The organism is Microbacterium faecale (assembly GCF_014640975.1).
GTDB lineage: Bacteria > Actinomycetota > Actinomycetes > Actinomycetales > Microbacteriaceae > Microbacterium > Microbacterium faecale.
The window spans coordinates 456,168-474,123 of sequence record NZ_BMHO01000001.1; the positions used below are offsets into that span (position 1 = coordinate 456,168).

The following is a 17,956-nucleotide window of genomic DNA, read 5'->3' on the forward strand; positions in this document are numbered from 1 at the left end:
ATCATGTCATCCGGAGTCGCGCATCACGTCGATGTCGTCGGCGAGCTCGTCGATGATCATCGAGTCGTCGTCGACGCTGCGGTTGCGGTATGCCTGTCGTCCAACCATATGTGCGGCGAGCGGGGCCGACGCCATCTGGATGACGATGATCGGGACGATGAAGGCGAGCGCCGCCCACGAGCGCAGGCCCACGGCCACCGCGATCGCGATGATGAGCATCCCCAGCACCTGGGGCTTCGTGGCGGCGTGGAGGCGCGTGACGACATCCGGGAACCGCAGCAGGCCGATCGACGCCGTGAGACAGAGGATCGCGCCGAGGAGCACGAGCACGAGCGCGACGATGTCGAGGATCATCGCTCCCCCCTCTCCTGGGCGCGGTCGCGGCGCGCGACGAAGCGCGCGACGGCGATCGTGCCGAGCACGCCGGTGCCGGCGATGACGAGCATTGCCGGCAGCGTATAGGTGTGCTGATTGATGACGGCCTCCGCGCCCATGATGCAGAGCACCTCCGTGAGCAGCACATCGCTCGCCACGGCGCGGTCGAGGATCGACGGGCCCTTGATCATTCGGATGATCGCGAGGATCGCGGCGACGGCGAACACCGTGCCGATCGCGGTGATGAGGATCGTCTCGGTCATGACGCGCCACCTCCGCGCGGGCGCTCGGCCCCGACCCGTATCCGGCGCTCGACGAACGTCTCGCCTCCCGCTCGGACGGTCTCGAGGGCAGAGCGCGATCCGACGGCACGCACGATCCGCGCTTCCCAGCGCAGCGCGCCCTCGCGGATCCCAACGAGCCCGCGCGCTGAGGTCACCCCGATCACGTGGAGGAACAGCACGCGGTTGCGGCGATCGGATTCGATGACCGTACTACCGGGAACGAGCGAGAGCGCGACGCCCACGTGCGTCATGATGAGGTCGTCATCGATGCGCAGGGGTACGCGCACGATCGCGGAGGTCGGCACACCGGGTGTGATCGCCTGCCACGCGACCTGCAGTGCCCCCGAGATCAGCTCGAGAACGAACTGGAGGAGCGCGACGACCAGCCACCACAGGTTCACGCGGCCCGACAGCTCGGCCGCAGGCAGCCGGAAGGCGTTCGTGACGAAGACCGCGACGGCGATCCCTGTGACGAGGGCGAGCACCGTGAATTGGCCCCACAGGAGCATCCAGAGCACGACGAGCCATACGAAGAACGGCAGCTGCGTCCACAGGTGGTGGAACGATTCGCGCGGGCTCATGAGTCCTGCTCCACGTCGACGAGCTGAACAAGCGAGATGGGTTCGAGCAGCGCGTCGCCGACGCGCTGACACACATCGTAGATCGGCCCCGCGAACACGGTCAGGGCGAGGCTCGCGACGACCATGCCGATCGTGGCGCCCGACATGACGCGAGGAATCTCACGGCGCCGGGTCTGGTGGTCGGCCGCCGGCGCATCGGTGAGGTGGCCGAAGCGGTCGACGGTCTCCGCGGTCTCCTCCTTCACGCGCCAGAACGCGAGGTTCCACGCGCGCATGAGTGCGTAGAGCGTGAGGAGCGAGGTCACCACGCCCGCCCCGATCGATACCCACATGATGGGGGTGCCGACGTCGGCGGCTGCATCGAACAGCGCCACCTTGCCGATGAAGCCGGAGAACGGCGGCAGGCCGCCGAGGTTGAGCGCCGGGATGAAGTAGAGCCCGGCGATGAGCGGCGACGCCGTGAGCAGACCCTTGATGCGCACGATCGACGTGGATCCCGCGTAGCGCTCGATCAGCCCCACCGCGAGGAACAGCGTCGTCTGCACCACGATGTGGTGGATGATGTAATACACCGTCGCGCCGACCGCGGCCTCCGTCGCGATCGCGATGCCGAAGATCATGTAGCCGACGTGACTGACGAGCGTGAACGAGAGGATCCGTTTCAGCTCCGCCTGCGCGATCGCGCCGAGGATGCCCACGATCATCGTCGCGACCGCGGCGATCGCGAGGGGCAGATTGAGGTCGCTCACCCCGAACAGCTGCGTCTCGGTGCGGATGATCGCGTAGACGCCGACCTTCGTGAGCAGGCCTGCGAACACCGCCGTGACGGGCGCGGGCGCGGTCGGGTACGAGTCCGGCAGCCAGAAGGACAGCGGGAACACGGCGGCCTTGATCGCGAACCCGAGCAGCAGCATGATGTGCAGCACCATCTGCACGTCCGGTGGGATCTCCTGCATGCGCTCGGCGATCTGGGCCATGTTGACCGTGCCGAGGGCGCTGTAGATCATGGCGATCGCCGAGAGGAAGATGATGCTCGACACGAGCGAGACGACGATGTAGACAGTGCCGGTGCGGATCCGCGACTCGGTGGAGCCGAGCGTGATGAGCACGTACGACGCGACGAGCAGCATCTCGAAGCCGACGTAGAGGTTGAACAGGTCGCCCGCGATGAAGGTGTCGAAGATGCCCGCGGCGAGGATGAGGTAGGACGGGTGGAAGATCGACACCGGCGTGTCCTCGTCGCCGTCAGCGGCGCCCTGTCCGACCGAGAAGAGCAGAACCGCGAGGAGCACGATGCTCGACACCGCCACGAGCAGTGCCGCGAGGCGGTCGACGTACAGGACGATTCCGAAGGGCAGCGGCCAGCCACCGACCGACACGGCGAGGGGCGTGCCGAGATCGACCGCCACCAGCATCACCAGCGCGAGCACGAACGTCGCCGACAGCGTGATGACCGACACGGCCACCTGCGCCCGGCTACGACGACCCAGGAGCAGCGTGAGGGCCGCGCCGAAGAGCGGCAGGATGACGAAGAGCGGAACGAGCAAGCTCACGATCGGCCCTCGTCCCCGCGAATGATGTCGTGCGACGACGTGACGGGCTTCGCGGTCCCGGGAGCGAACTCGGTCGTCTCCTCGTCTTCTTCTTCGGCGTCCTCTTCTTCGACGTCGAGCACGTCCTCCGTCTCGACGGCGCGCTCGCGCAGTGCGATGTCTTCCTCGTCGTCGACCACGGTGTCTGCCTCACCGAGCTGCCACGAACGGTAGATGAGCGCGAGGAGGAACGCGCTGACGGCGAAGGTGATCACGATCGCCGTCAGCATGAGCGCCTGCGGCAACGGATCGCTCGTATTCTCAGACCCGGCGAACGGCGCAACGCCGGGGAAGCCGAGCGAGATGAGCAGCAGCAGGTTCGTCGCGTTGCCGAGGAGCAGGAACCCGATCAGCACGCGCGTCAGGCTGCGCTCGAGCATCGAATAGACGCCGCACGCATACAGCACGGCCATCACGACGACCAGGGTGCCCGAGATGCTCACAGTCGCGCTCCCTCCTTGGCCATGCCTTCCGTGATCTGGCGGTCGACCTCGGCGCCGAGCGAGCGCAGCACGTCGAGCACGAGGCCGACGACGACGAGGTAGACGCCGATGTCGAAGAACGTCGACGACACGAACTCGATGTGTCCGAACACGGGGATGTCGGCCTCCCAGACGGCGCGCGTGAGGGGTTCTGCGCCGAAGAACATCGGGGCGACCGCCGTGCCGACGGCGATGAGCATGCCGGCGCCCAGCATGTAGCCCGCGTCGGTGGGCGCCGCGATGCCGAGCTCGTAGCGCCCTCCCGCGACGTAACGCATGACGAGGGCGAGTCCGGCAACGAGGCCGCCCGCGAACCCGCCCCCCGGCAGGTTGTGGCCGGCGAAGAGCAGGAAGATGGAGATGACGATGATCGTGTGGAACAGGATCCGCACGATGACCTCGAGGATCATCGAGCGCGACTCCGAGGCCATCGACGTCCCGCCAACGAGCCAGGCCCGCTGTCCGTACCGCGTCTCGCTCGTCTGGAACCGCAGACCCTCGGTCGTCTCGACGAGCGGGCGTCGGCGTGCGGCGCGCCGGACGCCGGACGGGAGTCGCTCGCGGATCGTGTCGCGTACCGCAGAGATCCGGTCTCCGCGCGCGGTGATGAACACGAGAGACGCGACGCCGGTCGCCGCGAGGACGAGGACGCTCAGCTCGCCCATCGTGTCCCACCCACGCAGGTCGACGAGCGCGACGTTGACGACGTTCTGTCCGTGGCCGATCTCGTATGCCATCTCGTTCCAGTCGGCCGAGATGGGCGGATGGATCCGCGCGCCCGCCGCGACGATCGCGAGGATCGCCATCGTGACGCCGACGCCGGCACCGATCACGGCCCGGAGCACGCGCGATCCCGACCCGTTGTGACTGCCGAGACGCGACGGGATCCGCCGCAGCACGAGCGAGAAGGCGATGAGCATCACCGTCTCAATGAGCACCTGTGTGACCGCGAGGTCGGGGGCGCCGCTCGTGCCGAATAGCACGACCATGCCGAGCCCCGTCACCGAGACCAGCACGACGCCCGTGAAGCGCTTCTGCGCGCGCACACCCGCGATGCCCGCGACGATCATCAGCACGGCGGCGACGGGCTGCACCGGATGCTGCCAGGTGTCGACGAGCACGGTCCATCCCTCGCCCGTGAGCAGCGTCGCCGCCTCGGCGGCGATGAGCACGATGAAGATCGTGCCGACGTAGATCGGCAGGGATCCGCTCTGAGTCGTGCGCGTGACGAGCACGGCAAGTCGATCGACGGCGCGCGTCACGATGTAGTAGACGTCGTTCGCCTGGAAGGGCAGCAGACGCGGACGGCGGTGCCACTTCGTGCGCTGGAGGAGCCAGAAGATCGCAGCGCCGACGGCGAGCGCGACCGCTGAAAGTCCGAGCGCCGGTTCCCATCCGTGCCACAGCGCGAGGTGGTAGCTGCCGTCGCCGACCGTGTCGGCGTAGCCTTCGAGAATCCCGCCCCACCAGCTGGCGGTGACCCCGGCGGCCGCCGTCGCCGCCGCGAGCGCGAGGGGGCTCGCGACGAAGCCCATCGGCGCTCCGGGCCACGCGACGTCGGCGACGGCGCGCCCGTCGTCATCCTTCTTGCGCGCGAACGCTCCCCACACGAAACGCGCGGCGTATGCCGCGGTCAGCATGGATCCGACGACGATGCCGATCAACGCGACGAGACCCCAGACGGATCCGTCGAGCCACGCCTCGAGAAGCGAGGTGAGCGCGGCTTCCTTCGCGACGAATCCGGCGAGCGGCGGGATCCCGGCCATCGAGGCGGCCGAGATCACCGCGACGGTTGCGAGCACGGGTGCCTGGCGGCCGAGTCCGCTGAGCTGATCGATGTCGCGCGTCGACAGCTGACGGTCGATGATTCCGACGACGAGGAACAGTGCGGCTTTAAACAGCGCGTGAGCGAGCACCAGCGACACCCCGGCGAGCGCCGCATCGCGCGTGCCGAAGCCGACAACCGAGGCGATAAAGCCGAGCTGGCTGACCGTGCCGAAGGCGAGCAGTCGCTTGAGGTCGTTCTCGCGCAGGGCCTGCAGTCCGCCGATGAGCATCGTGAGGATGCCGAGCCCCACGACGATGGGCCGCCACGGCGCCGTTTCCGCGAACGCCGGCGCGAAGCGGGCAAGCAGGTAGATGCCCGCCTTCACCATGGCCGCGGCGTGGAGGTACGCGCTGACGGGGGTCGGCGCCGCCATGGCGCCCGGCAGCCAGAAGTGGAACGGGAAGAGGGCGGACTTGCTGATCGCGCCGATCAGCAAGCAGATGACGGCGGCTTCCACGAGCGCGCCCGTGGGCGGGGACGCGAGGATCGCGGCGATACTCGTCGTGTCTGAGACACTGACGAGGATGACGGCGCCGACGAACATGACAAGGCCGCCGAGAGTCGTCGTCAGGAGCGCCTGGAGTGCGGCGCGGCGGGCGGCGGCGCGGGCGAATGAGTGGCCGATCAGCAGGTAGGACAGGATGCTCGTGATCTCCCAGAACATCACGAGCATGATCAGGTCGTCCGTGAGGACGAGGCCGTACATCGCCCCGGCGAACGCCGTCATCACGGCGGCGAAGCGCCCCGTGCTGTCGCTCGCCCCGCGGAAGTAATTCCGGCAGTAGAACACCACGAGCGCGCCGACGCCCGTGACGATGAGCGTCATCAGCCAGCTGAGCGTGTCCATCCGCATCGAGATCTCGATGCCGAGTGGGCGGATCCATTCGTATGTCTCGAACGGAATGTCGCCGTCGACGACGCGAGGGCCGAGCAGCGCGGCGTGGACGAAGGCCGCCAGCGGCACGAGCGTCGCGACGTAGAAGACGCGCCCACCGATGAGTCGCCCGAGCGGCACGCAGAGAATCGACGCGATGGCGAACACGAGGAGCAGCGCGAGCATCGGTCTCCTCGTCGTCGTGTCGGACACAGGGGCACCGACGGCGGGTGTGGGGGTTATGTCAATTCTAAGGGCGGGCGGAAACGCCGCGGCGCACACGGGATGACATTCGGTCGCAGATTTCCCGCACGCGGCCGTGCTCCACACGGTTAGGCTCGTACGGTGCGCCTCGTCATCGCCCGCTGTTCCGTCGATTACACGGGACGCCTCAACGCCCATCTCCCGCTCGCCACTCGCGTGCTCATGCACAAGGGTGACGGCAGCCTGCTGATCCACTCGGATGGCGGCAGCTACAAGCCGCTGAACTGGATGAGCCCGCCGTGCCGCCTCGATCAGCTCCCGATCGACGAGGAACTCGAATCGGCGGGCGTCGTCGAGGCGTGGAAGGTCACGCACCAGAAGTCGGGCGACGCGCTCACGGTGCGGCTCCACGAGATCATCCACGACACGACGCACGACCTCGGCGTGGATCCCGGCCTCATCAAGGACGGTGTCGAGAGCGACCTGCAACGCCTGCTCGCCGAACAGGTGGACCTCATCAGCGAGGGCGCCACGCTCGTTCGCCGCGAACATCCGACCGCTATCGGCCCGGTCGACCTCCTCATCCGCGACGCCGATGGTCAGGCGATCGCCGTCGAGGTGAAGCGCCGCGGCGAGATCGACGGCGTCGAGCAGCTGACGCGCTACCTGGATCTCCTGGGACGGGATCCGCTGCTCACGGGCATCCGCGGCGTGTTCGCGGCCCAGGAGATCAAGCCGCAGGCGCGCACCCTCGCGACGGACCGTGGCATCGAGTGCGTCACCCTCGACTACGAGGCGATGAAGGGCATCAATTCGGGGATCCCCACCCTGTTCTGACGAGACGGGGAGCCCCGCGGCGTCCCAGTAGGCTGGGGGCATGGGGAGTTCGCGCTGGTCTTGTGTGCTGTGGGATGTCGACGGAACCATCGCAGACGCGTCTCGCGGCATTCTGCCCCGTATTGCGCAGGTGCTCGACGAGGGCGGCCACCCGCCGATACCGTCGGATCAGGTCGAGCGCTGGATCGGTCCGCCGATGCTCGATTCGTTCCAGGATCTGGCCGGTCTCTCGCTCGATGACGCGAAGCGTTCCGTCCGCCGCTATCGCGAGCTCGCGGGCCAGCAGGGGTATGCGGCGTCGGTGCGGCTGTACGACGGCGTCGTCGACGTGATCCGCGATGTGCACGCCGCGGGGGTCCCGCAGACCACGGCGAGCACGAAGCCGGAGAATCAGGTCGAGACGATCTTCTCCCACTTCGGCGTCACCGACCTGTTCGAGGCGGTTCACGGCGCGATTCCGGACCCGGAGACGCTCGACACCAAGGCGAACGTGCTCGGCCGGGCCCTCGCCGACATGCGCGCGCGCGGCATCGACGTCAGCAGCCCCGTGCTCATCGGCGATCGGCACCACGATGTCGAGGGTGCCGCCGAGCACGGCGTGCCGGTCATCTTCGCGCGCTGGGGCTTCGGCTCGCGCGAGGAGGAAGAGGGGGCGATCGCTGCTGCCGACACGCCCGCCGACCTGCGCGCCCTGATCCTCACCGACTGACATGTTCGAGCTCTCCGAGATCGACACGGCCGCCCTTCTCGACTGGGCGGCCCCCGCGCTCATCGGCGTCGGCATCGCGGCGGTCGTCATCATCGCCGTCGTGCTCATTGTGCGGCAGTCGATGCGCGGGCGGCGCGCACAGGCCAAGGCCGCCGAAGCGATCGCCGCGCTCGGTGCGCACCTCGTCGAGCTCGACGATGCGACCGAGGACCTCCAGCACGAGGTCGACATGTCGCACGCGCTCTACGACGGGCGCCCGCCGGCGTCGTTGCGGCGCGCACGGCTCACCGCGCAGCACACGCGCGATGATGCGTTCGCCGCGTACAGCGAGATCGCGGCCGACGACGTTCACCCGCGCATCCGTCGCCGGGAGTCGCGTCGCCTCATCACCGGAATCGACGAGGCCATCGCGATCATCCGACGCGCCCGCGACGACAACGAGACCTGGATCGCCGAGCATGCCCCGGCCTCCGAGCAGGTCGCCGCCATGCGACGCCGGTTCGACGACGTCGTCACGCAGGTGGGGGATCCGACCGCGCTGCGCACGGAGCTCGCACGCATCGCCGACGAGAGCGAATGGGAGGACGCGGCGCACGCCGATGACGAGGTCCGGACGGCGATCGACGAAGCCCGCGCGCTCCTTGCCGAGGCGGAGCAACAGGCGTCCGATCCGGCGGCGAAGCCGCGCGCGTCACTTCGCGCGTGCGCCCACGCCCTAACCCGCGCCGAGCAGGCATCGCGCCTGCTCGAGGAGACCCACCGTCTCGTGCGTCACGCGCATGCCGCGGTCGATGACGAGCGGATGGCGGCCGAGTCGGCGATCCGCGCGGCGATCGGAACGCAGAAGACGCTCGACGCCGAACGGGCACCGCGGCTGGCCGAGGCGATCCGCGTCGCGGGCGTCGCGCTCGAGCAGGCCACGCGGATCGCCGAACGGCGGCCGGTGACGGCGAACGAACGCATCGCCCGCCTGCGCGACCGGCTAGACGAGGCCCTCGCGGAGATGCGCACGCAGCAGCAGCGACTGCGCGGCGCCCGCAGCGCGCTCCCCGGATCCCTCAACGCGGCGCGCAGCGCACTCGCTCGCGCGGAAGCGGTCGTTCTCGACGCGGAGGTCGATGCGCGGGTGCGTCTCGACAGCGCGCGGCGCGAACTCGCGTTCGCGCGCCAGTCGCACGATCCGATCGAGGCACTCGATGCGTCACGGCGCGCCCGTCGTGACGCGGAGGAGGCCGCAGTCCTCGCGCGTTTCCGCAAGCGGCGCCACTGATCGCGGCCCCGTCGTTCGTGTGACACCCCGGGCCCTTCGTGACCGCGGGAAGGGTCCCGGGCGTCACACGAAAGCCATGGAGATGACCTCAGACGCGGAAACGCCCCGCATCTCGTGATGAGATGCGGGGCGCGGTTCGGCTCAGATCAGAGCGGAACGATGTTGTCAGCCTGCAGGCCCTTCGGGCCCTGGGTGACTTCGAACTCCACGCGCTGGTTCTCTTCCAGCGTGCGGTAGCCATTCGACTGGATCGCACTGAAGTGCGCGAAGACGTCCTGGCCGCCCTCGTCAGGGGAGATGAAGCCGAAGCCCTTCTCCGAGTTGAACCACTTGACGGTGCCCTGGGTGCTCATGTATTGCCGTTCTATCGGGGCGAACGTCGGCGCAATTTCACGCCGACGGTCACAACTTAGCCCACCAACATGTCTGCGCAACAGGGTTAGGCCAAAATTGTCACCTTAACGAGAAACAGCCCTCACCGTTGGGGGGAAACAGTGAGGGCCGGACGACCGAGAGAGGACGTCTCTAAAGAGGGTACAGCCCATGGCTAGCGGGTGGCTTCGCTCTCAGCGAGACCGTGGGTGAAATGAGACTTTCTGGGGTGAAAGGTGCCGACGTCGACCTCACGCCACGTCCGCGCGATGGATCCCCAGATCCGTGCGCCCCGGTGCGAGGTCATGCCGCAGCGCACGGGTTCCGCGATACTCGCCATCCCGCAGTCGACGGAAAGGGCGCGTGGGCTCGGCGTCCACGTGTCGCAGGCGCTCTCGCAGCCGCTCGGCTTCCCGGTCCACCCCCGCGCCGTCGATATCGTCTGCGTCAAAGATGACGTGCAGGTCGACCGCCTCGATCCCGATGTACCAGAGCACCCCGTGGGTCAACGGGAACAGCAACGAGTCGAGGTCGCCGCTGATGCCGCGCGGCCCCAACGTGCGCGCGTCCTCGCCCGCCGTCACGACGACGAGCGCGCGACGCCCCGCGAACCTCCCGTCGCCGTAGCGGACCGGGATGCCCGACTCCGGATCGACGTCGCCGAAGGCGAAGCCACCGGTGATGACCCGGTCGAACCACCCCTTCAGGATCGCGGGAGGCCCGTACCACCACAGCGGGAACTGGAGCACGAGGAGGTCGGCTGCGGCGAGCTTGTCCTGCTCCGCTCGGATGTCACTCGGCAGCTCGCCGGCTTCGTAGGCGCCCGCCAACAGGTCGCCCATATTTCCCGGGTCACCGGCGAGCGATCCGAGGTCGTCCTCCCGCAGCACGGGGTCGAAGCGCTGCTCGTAGAGGTCGCTGCTCGTGACGTCATAGTGCGGCGCGAGCGCGGTTGTGCCGACGTCGAAGAGCCGCCCGTTCAGGGATCCACGCCTCGGGTGCGCGTGCACCCACAGGGCGGTTCTCCGCCGGTCGTCGCTGGTTTCGCCCATCATTCCGCTCCCCGCTTCGCATCGATCCCCGATAAGTGACGCTCAGTAACTTACTATACGTAACTACGAGGCGGGGTGCGGCCGCTCACCAGGCGATGGGACCGAACTCGTCGCGCAGCGTGCCAGACCGGACTGCGCCGCCGAGGTCGATGATGCGCGTGATCGCGTTCGCGGTTTCGGCGGGCGGGCGTCCGATCCCGAGGCCCGCCGTCAGATCGGTTGCGGTGGTCCCCGGCTCGACGGCGACGAAACGGATCTCGGGATGCGCCTTCGCGTACTGCAGCGTGAGCATCGTCGCCGCCGCCTTCGACGCCGAGTAGAGCGGCGCCGCCAGGGCGTACTCGGGCCGATCAGGGTGAGTCACGGCCCAGAACGATCCCGCACTGCTGGAAATTGTGACCACCGCCGGATCCGCTGACGCACGCAGCAGCGGAAGCGTCGCCTCGGTCACGCGCACGAGACCAGCGGCGTTCGTGTCGAACGCTCTCAGCGCCGCGCTCCCCGTCAGTTCGAGTTCGAGAACGCCGGCGTTGTGGATCACGAGATCCAGCCGCCCCTCGGCCTCGGCTACCACTGTCGCCGCCGCCGCGACGGACGCGTCGTCGGTGACGTCGAGCTGCACGAAGCGGGCTCCGATCGATTCCGCCGCGGCCGTGCCGCGCTCGACGTCGCGGGCACCCAGGAACACGCGATGGCCCGCGTCGACGAGGCGCTTCGCTGTCTCGTAGCCGATGCCCTTGTTCGCCCCGGTGATGAGCGTGATGGTCATAATCGTCCTTTCGAAATGAATGGTCGGGAGGGGGTGTTGTTGACGGTATGGGCGACACGACGTGGCAGACAGAACCCCGATCAGCCGGGGGATCCGCAGGGCCCCCTTCGCGCGACCGTCGCGCCGTCACGGCGTCGACCGTGGCCCGCGAGCGCCGCAACGCGCTCGGCTCCTACCTGCAGGCGCGGCGCGCGCAGATCACGCCCCAGTCCGCGGGAATCCCTCCCACGGGGCATCGCCGCGTGCCCGGCCTGCGGCGCGAGGAGGTGGCGCTGCTCGCGGGCATCAGCGTCGACTACTACCTGCGCCTCGAGCGCGGCAGGGACCGCAACCCGTCGCCGCAGGTGCTCGAGGCGCTCGCGCGCGTCCTCCAGCTCGATGACGAGCACCGCGCGCACGTGGCCTCACTCGCTCAGGGCTCGCCACGCGGGTCCGACCGCGTCCACGAGACGCCATCACCCGCCGCCGGACTTATCACCCTCGTCGACACGATGTCGCAACCGGCCTTCCTTGAGGACGGCGCCTCCGACATCGTGGCGTCCAACGCGGCGGCCCGTGCCCTCTCGCCCCGTCTCGCCCCCGGCGGCAACCAGCTGCGCGACGTCTTCCTGGATCCCGAGGAGCACGCGCTTTTCCCCGATTGGCACGACGTCACCGTCTGTCTCGTGACGGGTCTACGCCGGGCGGCACCGCACGCCCTCGAGGATCAGCGCCTCGGTGCGCTGGTCGCCGAACTTCTGCAGCACAGCGCGCGGTTCCGCGAGCTCTGGGCACGCCATGACGTGCGCGGTCAGCACGGGGCGCCCGTGCGCGTCGACCACCCGATGGCCGGCCTCATGACGCTGCACCGTGAGCGACTCGCGATCACGGGCAGCGAGGGGCTGACGCTCGTCATCCTTCACGCCGAGCCGGGGTCGCCGGACGCCGACCGACTCTCGTTGCTCGGACGCGAGCCCGCGGCGGTCGCTTCGAGGTGACCTACCCTGCGGCGGTCGAATCAGCCGGAGCCGCCGCGACCGCGATGATGACGCGTTCGAGCGTCACCCGCGCGGCGGCCTCGGGGATCCGATCGGTCAGCGCCGCCCGAGCGAGGGCCTCGCCGGCGCCGACGATGGCCTGGAGTGCGGCGGTGTCCACGGATCCGACGTGCGACTCGAGCGCCACGCGACACATCGCGAGGTACGCGCGCTCGGCTTCGAGGCGCACCCCCGAAAGTTCGTCCGACTCCGTGAGCGCCGCGACGACGTCGGCGAGCTCGCGCCCCTCGGCGAGAGAGCAGACAATGTAGGCGTCGGCGATGAGGTGCGCGACCTTCTCGAGGCTCTGATCGGCCTGCTCGAGCGCGACGGCGAGCGTTTCGCGCTGCCGCTCCTCGAACTCACGATAGAGCTCCGCGAAGACGCCCGACCTGTCGCCGAAGTGGCCGTAGACGAGCGGCTTGGTGACGCCGGCGCGGTCAGCGAGCCGCGCGAGGGTGAACTCGCCCGTGCCGGCGTCGCGGATCAGGTCGCGCGCGGAGTCGAGCAGCTGCGCGCGGCGCTCCGCCTTCGACAGTCGGCGCCGCGTGGCGCCGGACCCCTCCGCCATCTTGACCCCCTGAGACGCTGCCCGAATCGCTAAGTTACCATCCGTCACCGGTCCGACGGCGCGCGAGCGACGCTCGCCGAATTCGTCGGCCGATCCGGGATCTCGAAAGAGCGATGTGCCCTGCCACGTCGGTTACGGCAGCGCGGTCAGTGCCGCCTCCGCAATCGCCGAGACCTCGGCGGTCGACCCGCCGTCACGCGCGCGCGCCGCCATCCCGCTGTGGACGGCCATGATGAAACCGGCGAGCTGCTCGGGATCGCGTTCCGCCGGAACGTCGCCGTCGACGACCCCCTGTGCCGCACGGTCAGCGAGGCGCCCTCGGAGGACCGCTCGCCGATCGGCGAGCCGCGGTTCGAGGGCGAGGAAGCACCCTGGCGGACTGCCGTCACTGGTGTGGGATTCGGCGCTGAGGCGGAGCATTTCGGCGACGCTCTCGCGAAAGGTCGGGAGCGCGAGCACCACGTCGAACTGGCGATCGATCATCTCGACGTAGCGATCTGCCGCCGCCTGAAAGAGACGATCTTTGTCCCCGAACGCCGCGTAGAGGCTCGGCGCCGCGATCCCGATCGCGCCGGTGAGCCGAGCGACGGTCGTCGACTCGTAGCCGTCCCTCCAGAACTGCTCCATCGCGACGAGGATCGCCGCCTCACGGTCGAAGGACCGCGGTCTCCCGGGGGTCATCCCCCCATTCTATATCGTTCGCTACAGATGTGCTAGCGTGGCGCCGTAAATCTTTATCGATCACTACAGAAAGCCCGCCATGCAGATCACCGACAGCATCGCCCTCGTCACCGGAGCCAACCGCGGAATCGGCGCGGAGTTCGTTCGTCAGCTCGCCGAACGCGGCGCCCGCAAGGTCTATGCGACCGCCCGAAGCGCCCAGTCGATCACGGCCACTGGAGTCGAGGTGATCGAACTGGACATCACCGACGAAGAGGCGATCGCCCAGGCGGCCGCCGCCGCGAGCGACGTGACCCTCCTCATCAACAACGCCGGCGTGGCCTCGGGCGCCGACCTCTTGACGGGCGCGATGAGCGCGATCCGGCGCGATATGGAGACCAACCTGTTCGGCACTCTCGCCCTCTCGCGCGCCTTCGCGCCGGTCCTCAGACGCAACGGCGGCGGTGCGATCCTCAACGTGCTGTCCGCCGCGTCCTGGTACACCGCGGTCGGCGCCGGCGCGTACGCCATGAGCAAGGCGGCCGCGTGGAGCCTGACCGATGCGACGCGACACGAACTCGCCGCACAGGGCACACAGGTCGTCGGCCTGCACATGGCGATGGTCGACACCGAGATGACTGCCAGCATGGACGTTCCGAAGATCTCGCGTCACGACGCCGTCGCGGCGGCCCTCGACGGCATCGAGGCCGGCGCCGACGAGGTGATCGCCGACGACGTCACCCGGGCGGTCAAATCAGCGCTCGACCTCGCACCGACCGCGCGTTACGCGGCCTGAGCGCGCCGCGCCGAGGGCGGCCGACGGCCCGGATGCCTCGGGGGCATCAGGAGCGACGAGCGCGCTCCGCATGCGCGCGCGCCTTCATCCGATTGCCGCACGTCGCCATCGAGCACCACTTGGCCGTCCCCGGCCGACTGTGATCGATGAGAAAGAGGTTGCATTCCGTGTTGGCACACGGTCGCAGGCGATTCGGCAACTGCCGCTGCGTCTCGGACCAGGCGACGAGCGCGCGCGCCGCGAGACGTTCACCGGCGGGGGCGACCAAGCGCCACTGAAGACCCGTCGGCGCAACCTCCGGCTCGAGAACGATGCGAGCGGCGAGAGGCGTCAGTTCCCCGACCGCGCGATCGTCACCGCGAATTATGCGCTGGAGCGCATCACGCACGCCGCGAAGGTGGACGAGCTCCCCCTCGGATCCATCACCACCGAAGCGTCGGGCGAGGCTGCCGCCGGCGCTGCCCGCCAACTGCTCCTGAAGGTGGCCACCCTCGACAGGACTGCTGTTGAGAACGGCCAGTAGCAACTCCTCGTCTTCCACCACGAGCACCTCCGCGTTCGCCCTGGAGCACCGACCGTTGCCTGCCCGATGCCCTCCTGCTACATTACGTTCTAACCAGTTACCTTAGTTTAAGGGGTTAATCATGGCACGCGTTCACCACCGCACCGTCTCGATCAACGGACTCGATGTCTTCTACCGCGAAGCAGGCCCGCAGGACGCCCCCGTACTCCTGCTGCTGCACGGATACCCGACCAGCTCGCACATGTTCCGACACCTGATCCCCGCACTCGCAGATCGATATCGCGTCATCGCGCCGGACCACATCGGCTTCGGCCGCTCGTCTGCACCGTCAGTCGAGGAGTTCTCTTACACATTTGACAGTCTCGCGACGGTCACGCACGCGTTCCTCGCCACGGTTGGCGTGGAACGCTACACCGTGTACGTCCAGGACTACGGCGCGCCGATCGCGTGGCGTCTCGCACTGTGGGAGCCCGCCGCAGTCGAGGGCATCATCTCGCAGAACGGCAACGCCTACGAGGAGGGGTTCGTCCCCGAGTTCTGGGCTCCTCTCTGGGCGCACGCCGAGACCCCGACGGCCGAGACGGAGAGCGCGCTGCGCTTCGCGCTCTCCCGGGAGGCGATCGAGTGGCAGTACACCCACGGCGTACCCGACGTGACGACGATCGCCCCCGAGGCGTGGGAACACGACATCGCGCAGATGTCGCGGCCCGGAGTCGATCATGCCCAACTGGCGCTCTTCGCGGACTACGTCACCAATCGCGCGCTGTACCCGAAGCTGCAGGACTGGATGGCGCGATCACAGCTCCCCGTGCTCGCGCTGTGGGGCGCGAATGACGAGATCTTCGGGCCGGACGGCGCGCGGGCGTTCCGACGGCACGCGCCGCACGCACGCATCGAACTGCTCGATGCCGGACACTTCCTGCTCGAGTCGCACTTCGACGAGGCGGTCGCCATCATCCGCGACTGGCGCGGCGAGTTCTGACCCCCGCTCGACACGTGGTCGCGCCGCGCGCGCAACCGCTCTCCGCACGCATCGCACGCGCGTTCACTATCCGAACTTTTTGATTGCATGGTGCACTCAATGCTGGTTGACTGAGGGCGGGCCCACCGCTGCGCCCCGAACGGAGTCGCCACATGAAACGCCACGATTGCCCGAGCACGTCCGCTGCCGGAGTCCGTCCCCGACTGCTCGAGACGGACAAGCGATGATCAACGAACTCGCCCGCGATGTCGAACGCGTCGAATCGCTCCGCGAGGCGAAGGATGTGCAGCGCGCGTATACCCACCTCGCACAGTACGGACTCTGGGCCGAGATGGCCGCGCTTTTCACGGCGGACGCCACCGTCGAGTCGCGCGGCCGCACGATATCCGGACGCGACGAGATCGCGGCTTGGTTGCAGAACACTGTCGAGGGGGCGTCTCTGCCTGGCGCGCTCTACACGGAGGTGATCGAGCAGCCACTCAGCAACCTTTCCACCGACGGCCGACGTGCCCAAACGCGCTGGAACGCGATCCGGTTCATGAGCGACGGCGTGCGAAGCGCCCGGATCGAAGGCGGCGTCTACGAGAACGACTACCGCCTCGACGAGGGACAGTGGCGGATCTGCGCGATGCGCTTCCATGCGATCTACGAGGGCGACTACGCCACGGGGTGGACGAACGTCGACGGTGCCCCCGTGCCGATCGTGCCACCCCATTTCACCCTCGACGAGGCCGGCACCCCCCTTCCGGCGCCCGCCGGCACAGCGCCGCCCACCGCCGCCACTGCGCCGCAGCTGGCCGCGCGCATCCAGCGCCTGAACGATGAGGACGCGGTCCGGAACCTGCAGCACAGTTTCGGCTATTACGTCGATCGCAGAATGTGGAGTGACGTCGTCGATCTCTTCACCGCCGACGCCGTGTTCCTCGTGGACGGCGAGCCGGCGGAGGTCGGGCTCGCTGGCGTACGGCGCGCTCTCGAGCGCATGGGGCCGGAGGGCCTTGAGGACGGCCAGCTGAACGACCGCCCCCTCTTCGACCTCATCGTCGAGGTCGCCCCCGACGGCCGCGAGGCCGTCGCACGCGGCCTGGAGATCGGCATGCTGGGGGACGCGAACACGGGCACCGGCGCCTGGTCTTTCGCGGCCTTCCGAAACCGCTTCGTGAAGGACGGCGCCCTCTGGAAGCTGACGGAGGTTCACGTCGCACCGCTGCTCGAGGCCGACTACCAGCGCGGCTTCGCCCACAGCGGTCATGCGGCGGCAGAGCGCACCGCTCCGCCCGCCTTCATCGACATCCGCGGGCGCGCCGCACGCGCGACGCCCGATCCCGCTCACCACGGTTCACCGCCCGACCTCGCCGACCTCAGTCGACGTCTCCGACGCTCGGCCGCCTACGAGGGAGCCGAGAACGTCTCGAGCGCCTATGGCTTCTACATCGACGACTTCCAATGGCGAGAGATGGCCGGAATCTTCGCCGTCGAGGGAAACAAGCAGAACCCGTTCGCGGGCTACTTCATCGGGCGCGATCGTATTCACGGCGCGGTCGACGCCTTCTACGGCGGGGCACGCACCTTCGACGCGCTGCGCGAACGAATCTCGTTCCACTGGCGCATCCAGCCCGTCATCTTGGTGTCGCACGACGCTCGATCCGCGACGATCCGCACGCGTCTCCTGCAACCTCGCACGGCGATGGACGTGACGCCCGATTTCACTGGATTCTTCGGCGGAATGTACCCGAACGACCAGGCAGTGCTCGAGGACGGGACATGGCGACTGTGGAGCCTCACGATCGACGAGCACTACTTCGATTCACCGACGTGGCACGGCGGCTGGGCGTCGGCGCAGAAGCGCCCGCGCGACGCCCCGAACCCGCCGCCCAGCAGGCTGGTCGACATCTACCCGCCCGACATTCTGCTCACTGAGCTCGGAGAGCGCATGGAGGGGTTCCGCGGCGGACCCGGCCGAACGCGCGTCTGGCCGGAGCTCCTGACGATGTGGTTTCACTATCGCAACCCCGTCTCGGGCCGCACGCCGGAGCATTTCTGGCCAGACTGCGTGCCGAGCGGCAAGCGCCCGGCGACGCGCATGACCGCTCACGGCTACGAGCTCCCCCCTGCGGGCCCGTCCGCCGACGGCATCGCTCTCGACGAACACTGACAGCGCGCCTCGATACCTGATCGT

20 protein-coding genes are annotated in these 17,956 nt (G+C 68.6%); 8 read left to right on the plus strand and 12 right to left on the minus strand.

The window, feature by feature from the left end; all coding sequences use genetic code 11:
* Positions 1-6: 6 nt before the first annotated feature.
* Genes mnhG through IEW87_RS02085 form a run of 6 tightly spaced genes read right to left on the minus strand, consistent with a single transcriptional unit; the run spans position 7 to position 6,202 of the window.
* Complete coding sequence (mnhG, locus tag IEW87_RS02060; RefSeq protein WP_188710654.1) at positions 7-354, minus strand: monovalent cation/H(+) antiporter subunit G; 348 nt, start codon at positions 352-354, stop codon at positions 7-9.
* Positions 351-638 carry an MrpF/PhaF family protein gene (locus tag IEW87_RS02065; protein WP_188710655.1) on the minus strand — a complete coding sequence of 96 codons (288 nt, stop codon included), beginning with the start codon at positions 636-638 and terminating at the stop codon, positions 351-353. Before IEW87_RS02065 ends, mnhG begins: the two co-directional genes overlap by 4 nt.
* Positions 635-1,240 (minus strand): Na+/H+ antiporter subunit E, encoded by a 606-nt coding sequence (locus tag IEW87_RS02070; protein WP_188710656.1) that lies wholly within the window; start codon positions 1,238-1,240, stop codon positions 635-637. The genes IEW87_RS02065 and IEW87_RS02070 overlap by 4 nt, the downstream gene beginning before the upstream one ends.
* A complete protein-coding gene (locus IEW87_RS02075) occupies positions 1,237-2,793 on the minus strand; it encodes a Na+/H+ antiporter subunit D (RefSeq protein ID WP_188710657.1) in 1,557 nt (518 codons plus the stop codon). Before IEW87_RS02075 ends, IEW87_RS02070 begins: the two co-directional genes overlap by 4 nt.
* Positions 2,790-3,275 carry a Na(+)/H(+) antiporter subunit C gene (locus tag IEW87_RS02080; RefSeq protein ID WP_188710658.1) on the minus strand — a complete coding sequence of 162 codons (486 nt, stop codon included), beginning with the start codon at positions 3,273-3,275 and terminating at the stop codon, positions 2,790-2,792. The genes IEW87_RS02075 and IEW87_RS02080 overlap by 4 nt, the downstream gene beginning before the upstream one ends.
* Entirely contained in the window at positions 3,272-6,202 is a 2,931-nt protein-coding gene (locus tag IEW87_RS02085; protein ID WP_188710659.1) for a Na+/H+ antiporter subunit A, read from the minus strand. The genes IEW87_RS02080 and IEW87_RS02085 overlap by 4 nt, the downstream gene beginning before the upstream one ends.
* 159 nt (positions 6,203-6,361) lie before the next feature.
* Here IEW87_RS02085 and nucS point away from each other — a divergent pair, with 159 nt between their 5' ends.
* The 3 genes from nucS to IEW87_RS02100 are packed head-to-tail and all read left to right on the plus strand — an operon-like array spanning position 6,362 to position 9,036.
* A complete protein-coding gene (gene nucS / locus IEW87_RS02090; protein WP_188710660.1) occupies positions 6,362-7,057 on the plus strand; it encodes an endonuclease NucS in 696 nt (231 codons plus the stop codon).
* A gap of 40 nt (positions 7,058-7,097) precedes the next feature.
* Positions 7,098-7,766, plus strand: a complete 669-nt coding sequence (locus IEW87_RS02095) for an HAD hydrolase-like protein (protein WP_188710661.1) — start codon at positions 7,098-7,100, stop codon at positions 7,764-7,766.
* 1 nt (position 7,767) lies between these two features.
* The gene (locus IEW87_RS02100) at positions 7,768-9,036 is read left to right on the plus strand and encodes a hypothetical protein (RefSeq protein WP_188710662.1); all 1,269 of its coding nucleotides are present in this window, start codon (positions 7,768-7,770) and stop codon (positions 9,034-9,036) included.
* Between the two features lie 146 nt (positions 9,037-9,182).
* On the opposite strand, the gene cspE is transcribed toward IEW87_RS02100, so the two are convergent.
* The 3 genes from cspE to IEW87_RS02115 all read right to left on the minus strand — a co-directional run bounded on the left by cspE (position 9,183) and on the right by IEW87_RS02115 (position 11,229).
* Entirely contained in the window at positions 9,183-9,389 is a 207-nt protein-coding gene (gene cspE, locus IEW87_RS02105; RefSeq protein ID WP_188710663.1) for a transcription antiterminator/RNA stability regulator CspE, read from the minus strand.
* 270 nt (positions 9,390-9,659) lie between these two features.
* Complete coding sequence (locus IEW87_RS02110; protein WP_188710664.1) at positions 9,660-10,460, minus strand: NAD(P)H-dependent oxidoreductase; 801 nt, start codon at positions 10,458-10,460, stop codon at positions 9,660-9,662.
* Between the two features lie 85 nt (positions 10,461-10,545).
* Complete coding sequence (locus tag IEW87_RS02115; RefSeq protein ID WP_188710665.1) at positions 10,546-11,229, minus strand: SDR family NAD(P)-dependent oxidoreductase; 684 nt, start codon at positions 11,227-11,229, stop codon at positions 10,546-10,548.
* A 47-nt stretch (positions 11,230-11,276) separates the two neighbouring features.
* On the opposite strand from IEW87_RS02115, the gene IEW87_RS02120 reads away from it, so the two are divergent.
* Positions 11,277-12,206 (plus strand): helix-turn-helix domain-containing protein, encoded by a 930-nt coding sequence (locus tag IEW87_RS02120; protein ID WP_188710666.1) that lies wholly within the window; start codon positions 11,277-11,279, stop codon positions 12,204-12,206.
* A 1-nt stretch (position 12,207) separates the two neighbouring features.
* Here the strand turns inward: IEW87_RS02120 and IEW87_RS02125 are convergent, their stop codons facing one another.
* Complete coding sequence (locus IEW87_RS02125) at positions 12,208-12,816, minus strand: TetR/AcrR family transcriptional regulator (RefSeq protein WP_188710667.1); 609 nt, start codon at positions 12,814-12,816, stop codon at positions 12,208-12,210.
* 132 nt (positions 12,817-12,948) lie between these two features.
* A complete protein-coding gene (locus tag IEW87_RS02130) occupies positions 12,949-13,497 on the minus strand; it encodes a TetR/AcrR family transcriptional regulator (protein ID WP_188710668.1) in 549 nt (182 codons plus the stop codon).
* Between the two features lie 79 nt (positions 13,498-13,576).
* On the opposite strand from IEW87_RS02130, the gene IEW87_RS02135 reads away from it, so the two are divergent.
* The gene (locus IEW87_RS02135; protein ID WP_188710669.1) at positions 13,577-14,272 is read left to right on the plus strand and encodes an SDR family oxidoreductase; all 696 of its coding nucleotides are present in this window, start codon (positions 13,577-13,579) and stop codon (positions 14,270-14,272) included.
* 46 nt (positions 14,273-14,318) lie between these two features.
* Here IEW87_RS02135 and IEW87_RS14980 read toward each other — a convergent pair whose 3' ends face one another.
* Positions 14,319-14,471: a CGNR zinc finger domain-containing protein gene (locus IEW87_RS14980; protein WP_229731165.1), complete on the minus strand. Its 153-nt coding sequence runs from the start codon at positions 14,469-14,471 to the stop codon at positions 14,319-14,321.
* Between IEW87_RS14980 and IEW87_RS14985 the strand changes: the two genes are divergently transcribed.
* The 3 genes from IEW87_RS14985 (at position 14,412) to IEW87_RS02150 (ending at position 17,932) form a co-directional block, all read left to right on the plus strand.
* Positions 14,412-14,795 carry a hypothetical protein gene (locus tag IEW87_RS14985; protein WP_229731206.1) on the plus strand — a complete coding sequence of 128 codons (384 nt, stop codon included), beginning with the start codon at positions 14,412-14,414 and terminating at the stop codon, positions 14,793-14,795. The genes IEW87_RS14980 and IEW87_RS14985 overlap by 60 nt on opposite strands.
* 121 nt (positions 14,796-14,916) lie before the next feature.
* Complete coding sequence (locus tag IEW87_RS02145; RefSeq protein ID WP_188710671.1) at positions 14,917-15,777, plus strand: alpha/beta fold hydrolase; 861 nt, start codon at positions 14,917-14,919, stop codon at positions 15,775-15,777.
* 223 nt (positions 15,778-16,000) lie between these two features.
* Positions 16,001-17,932, plus strand: a complete 1,932-nt coding sequence (locus tag IEW87_RS02150) for a nuclear transport factor 2 family protein (RefSeq protein ID WP_188710672.1) — start codon at positions 16,001-16,003, stop codon at positions 17,930-17,932.
* Positions 17,933-17,956 lie beyond the last annotated feature (24 nt).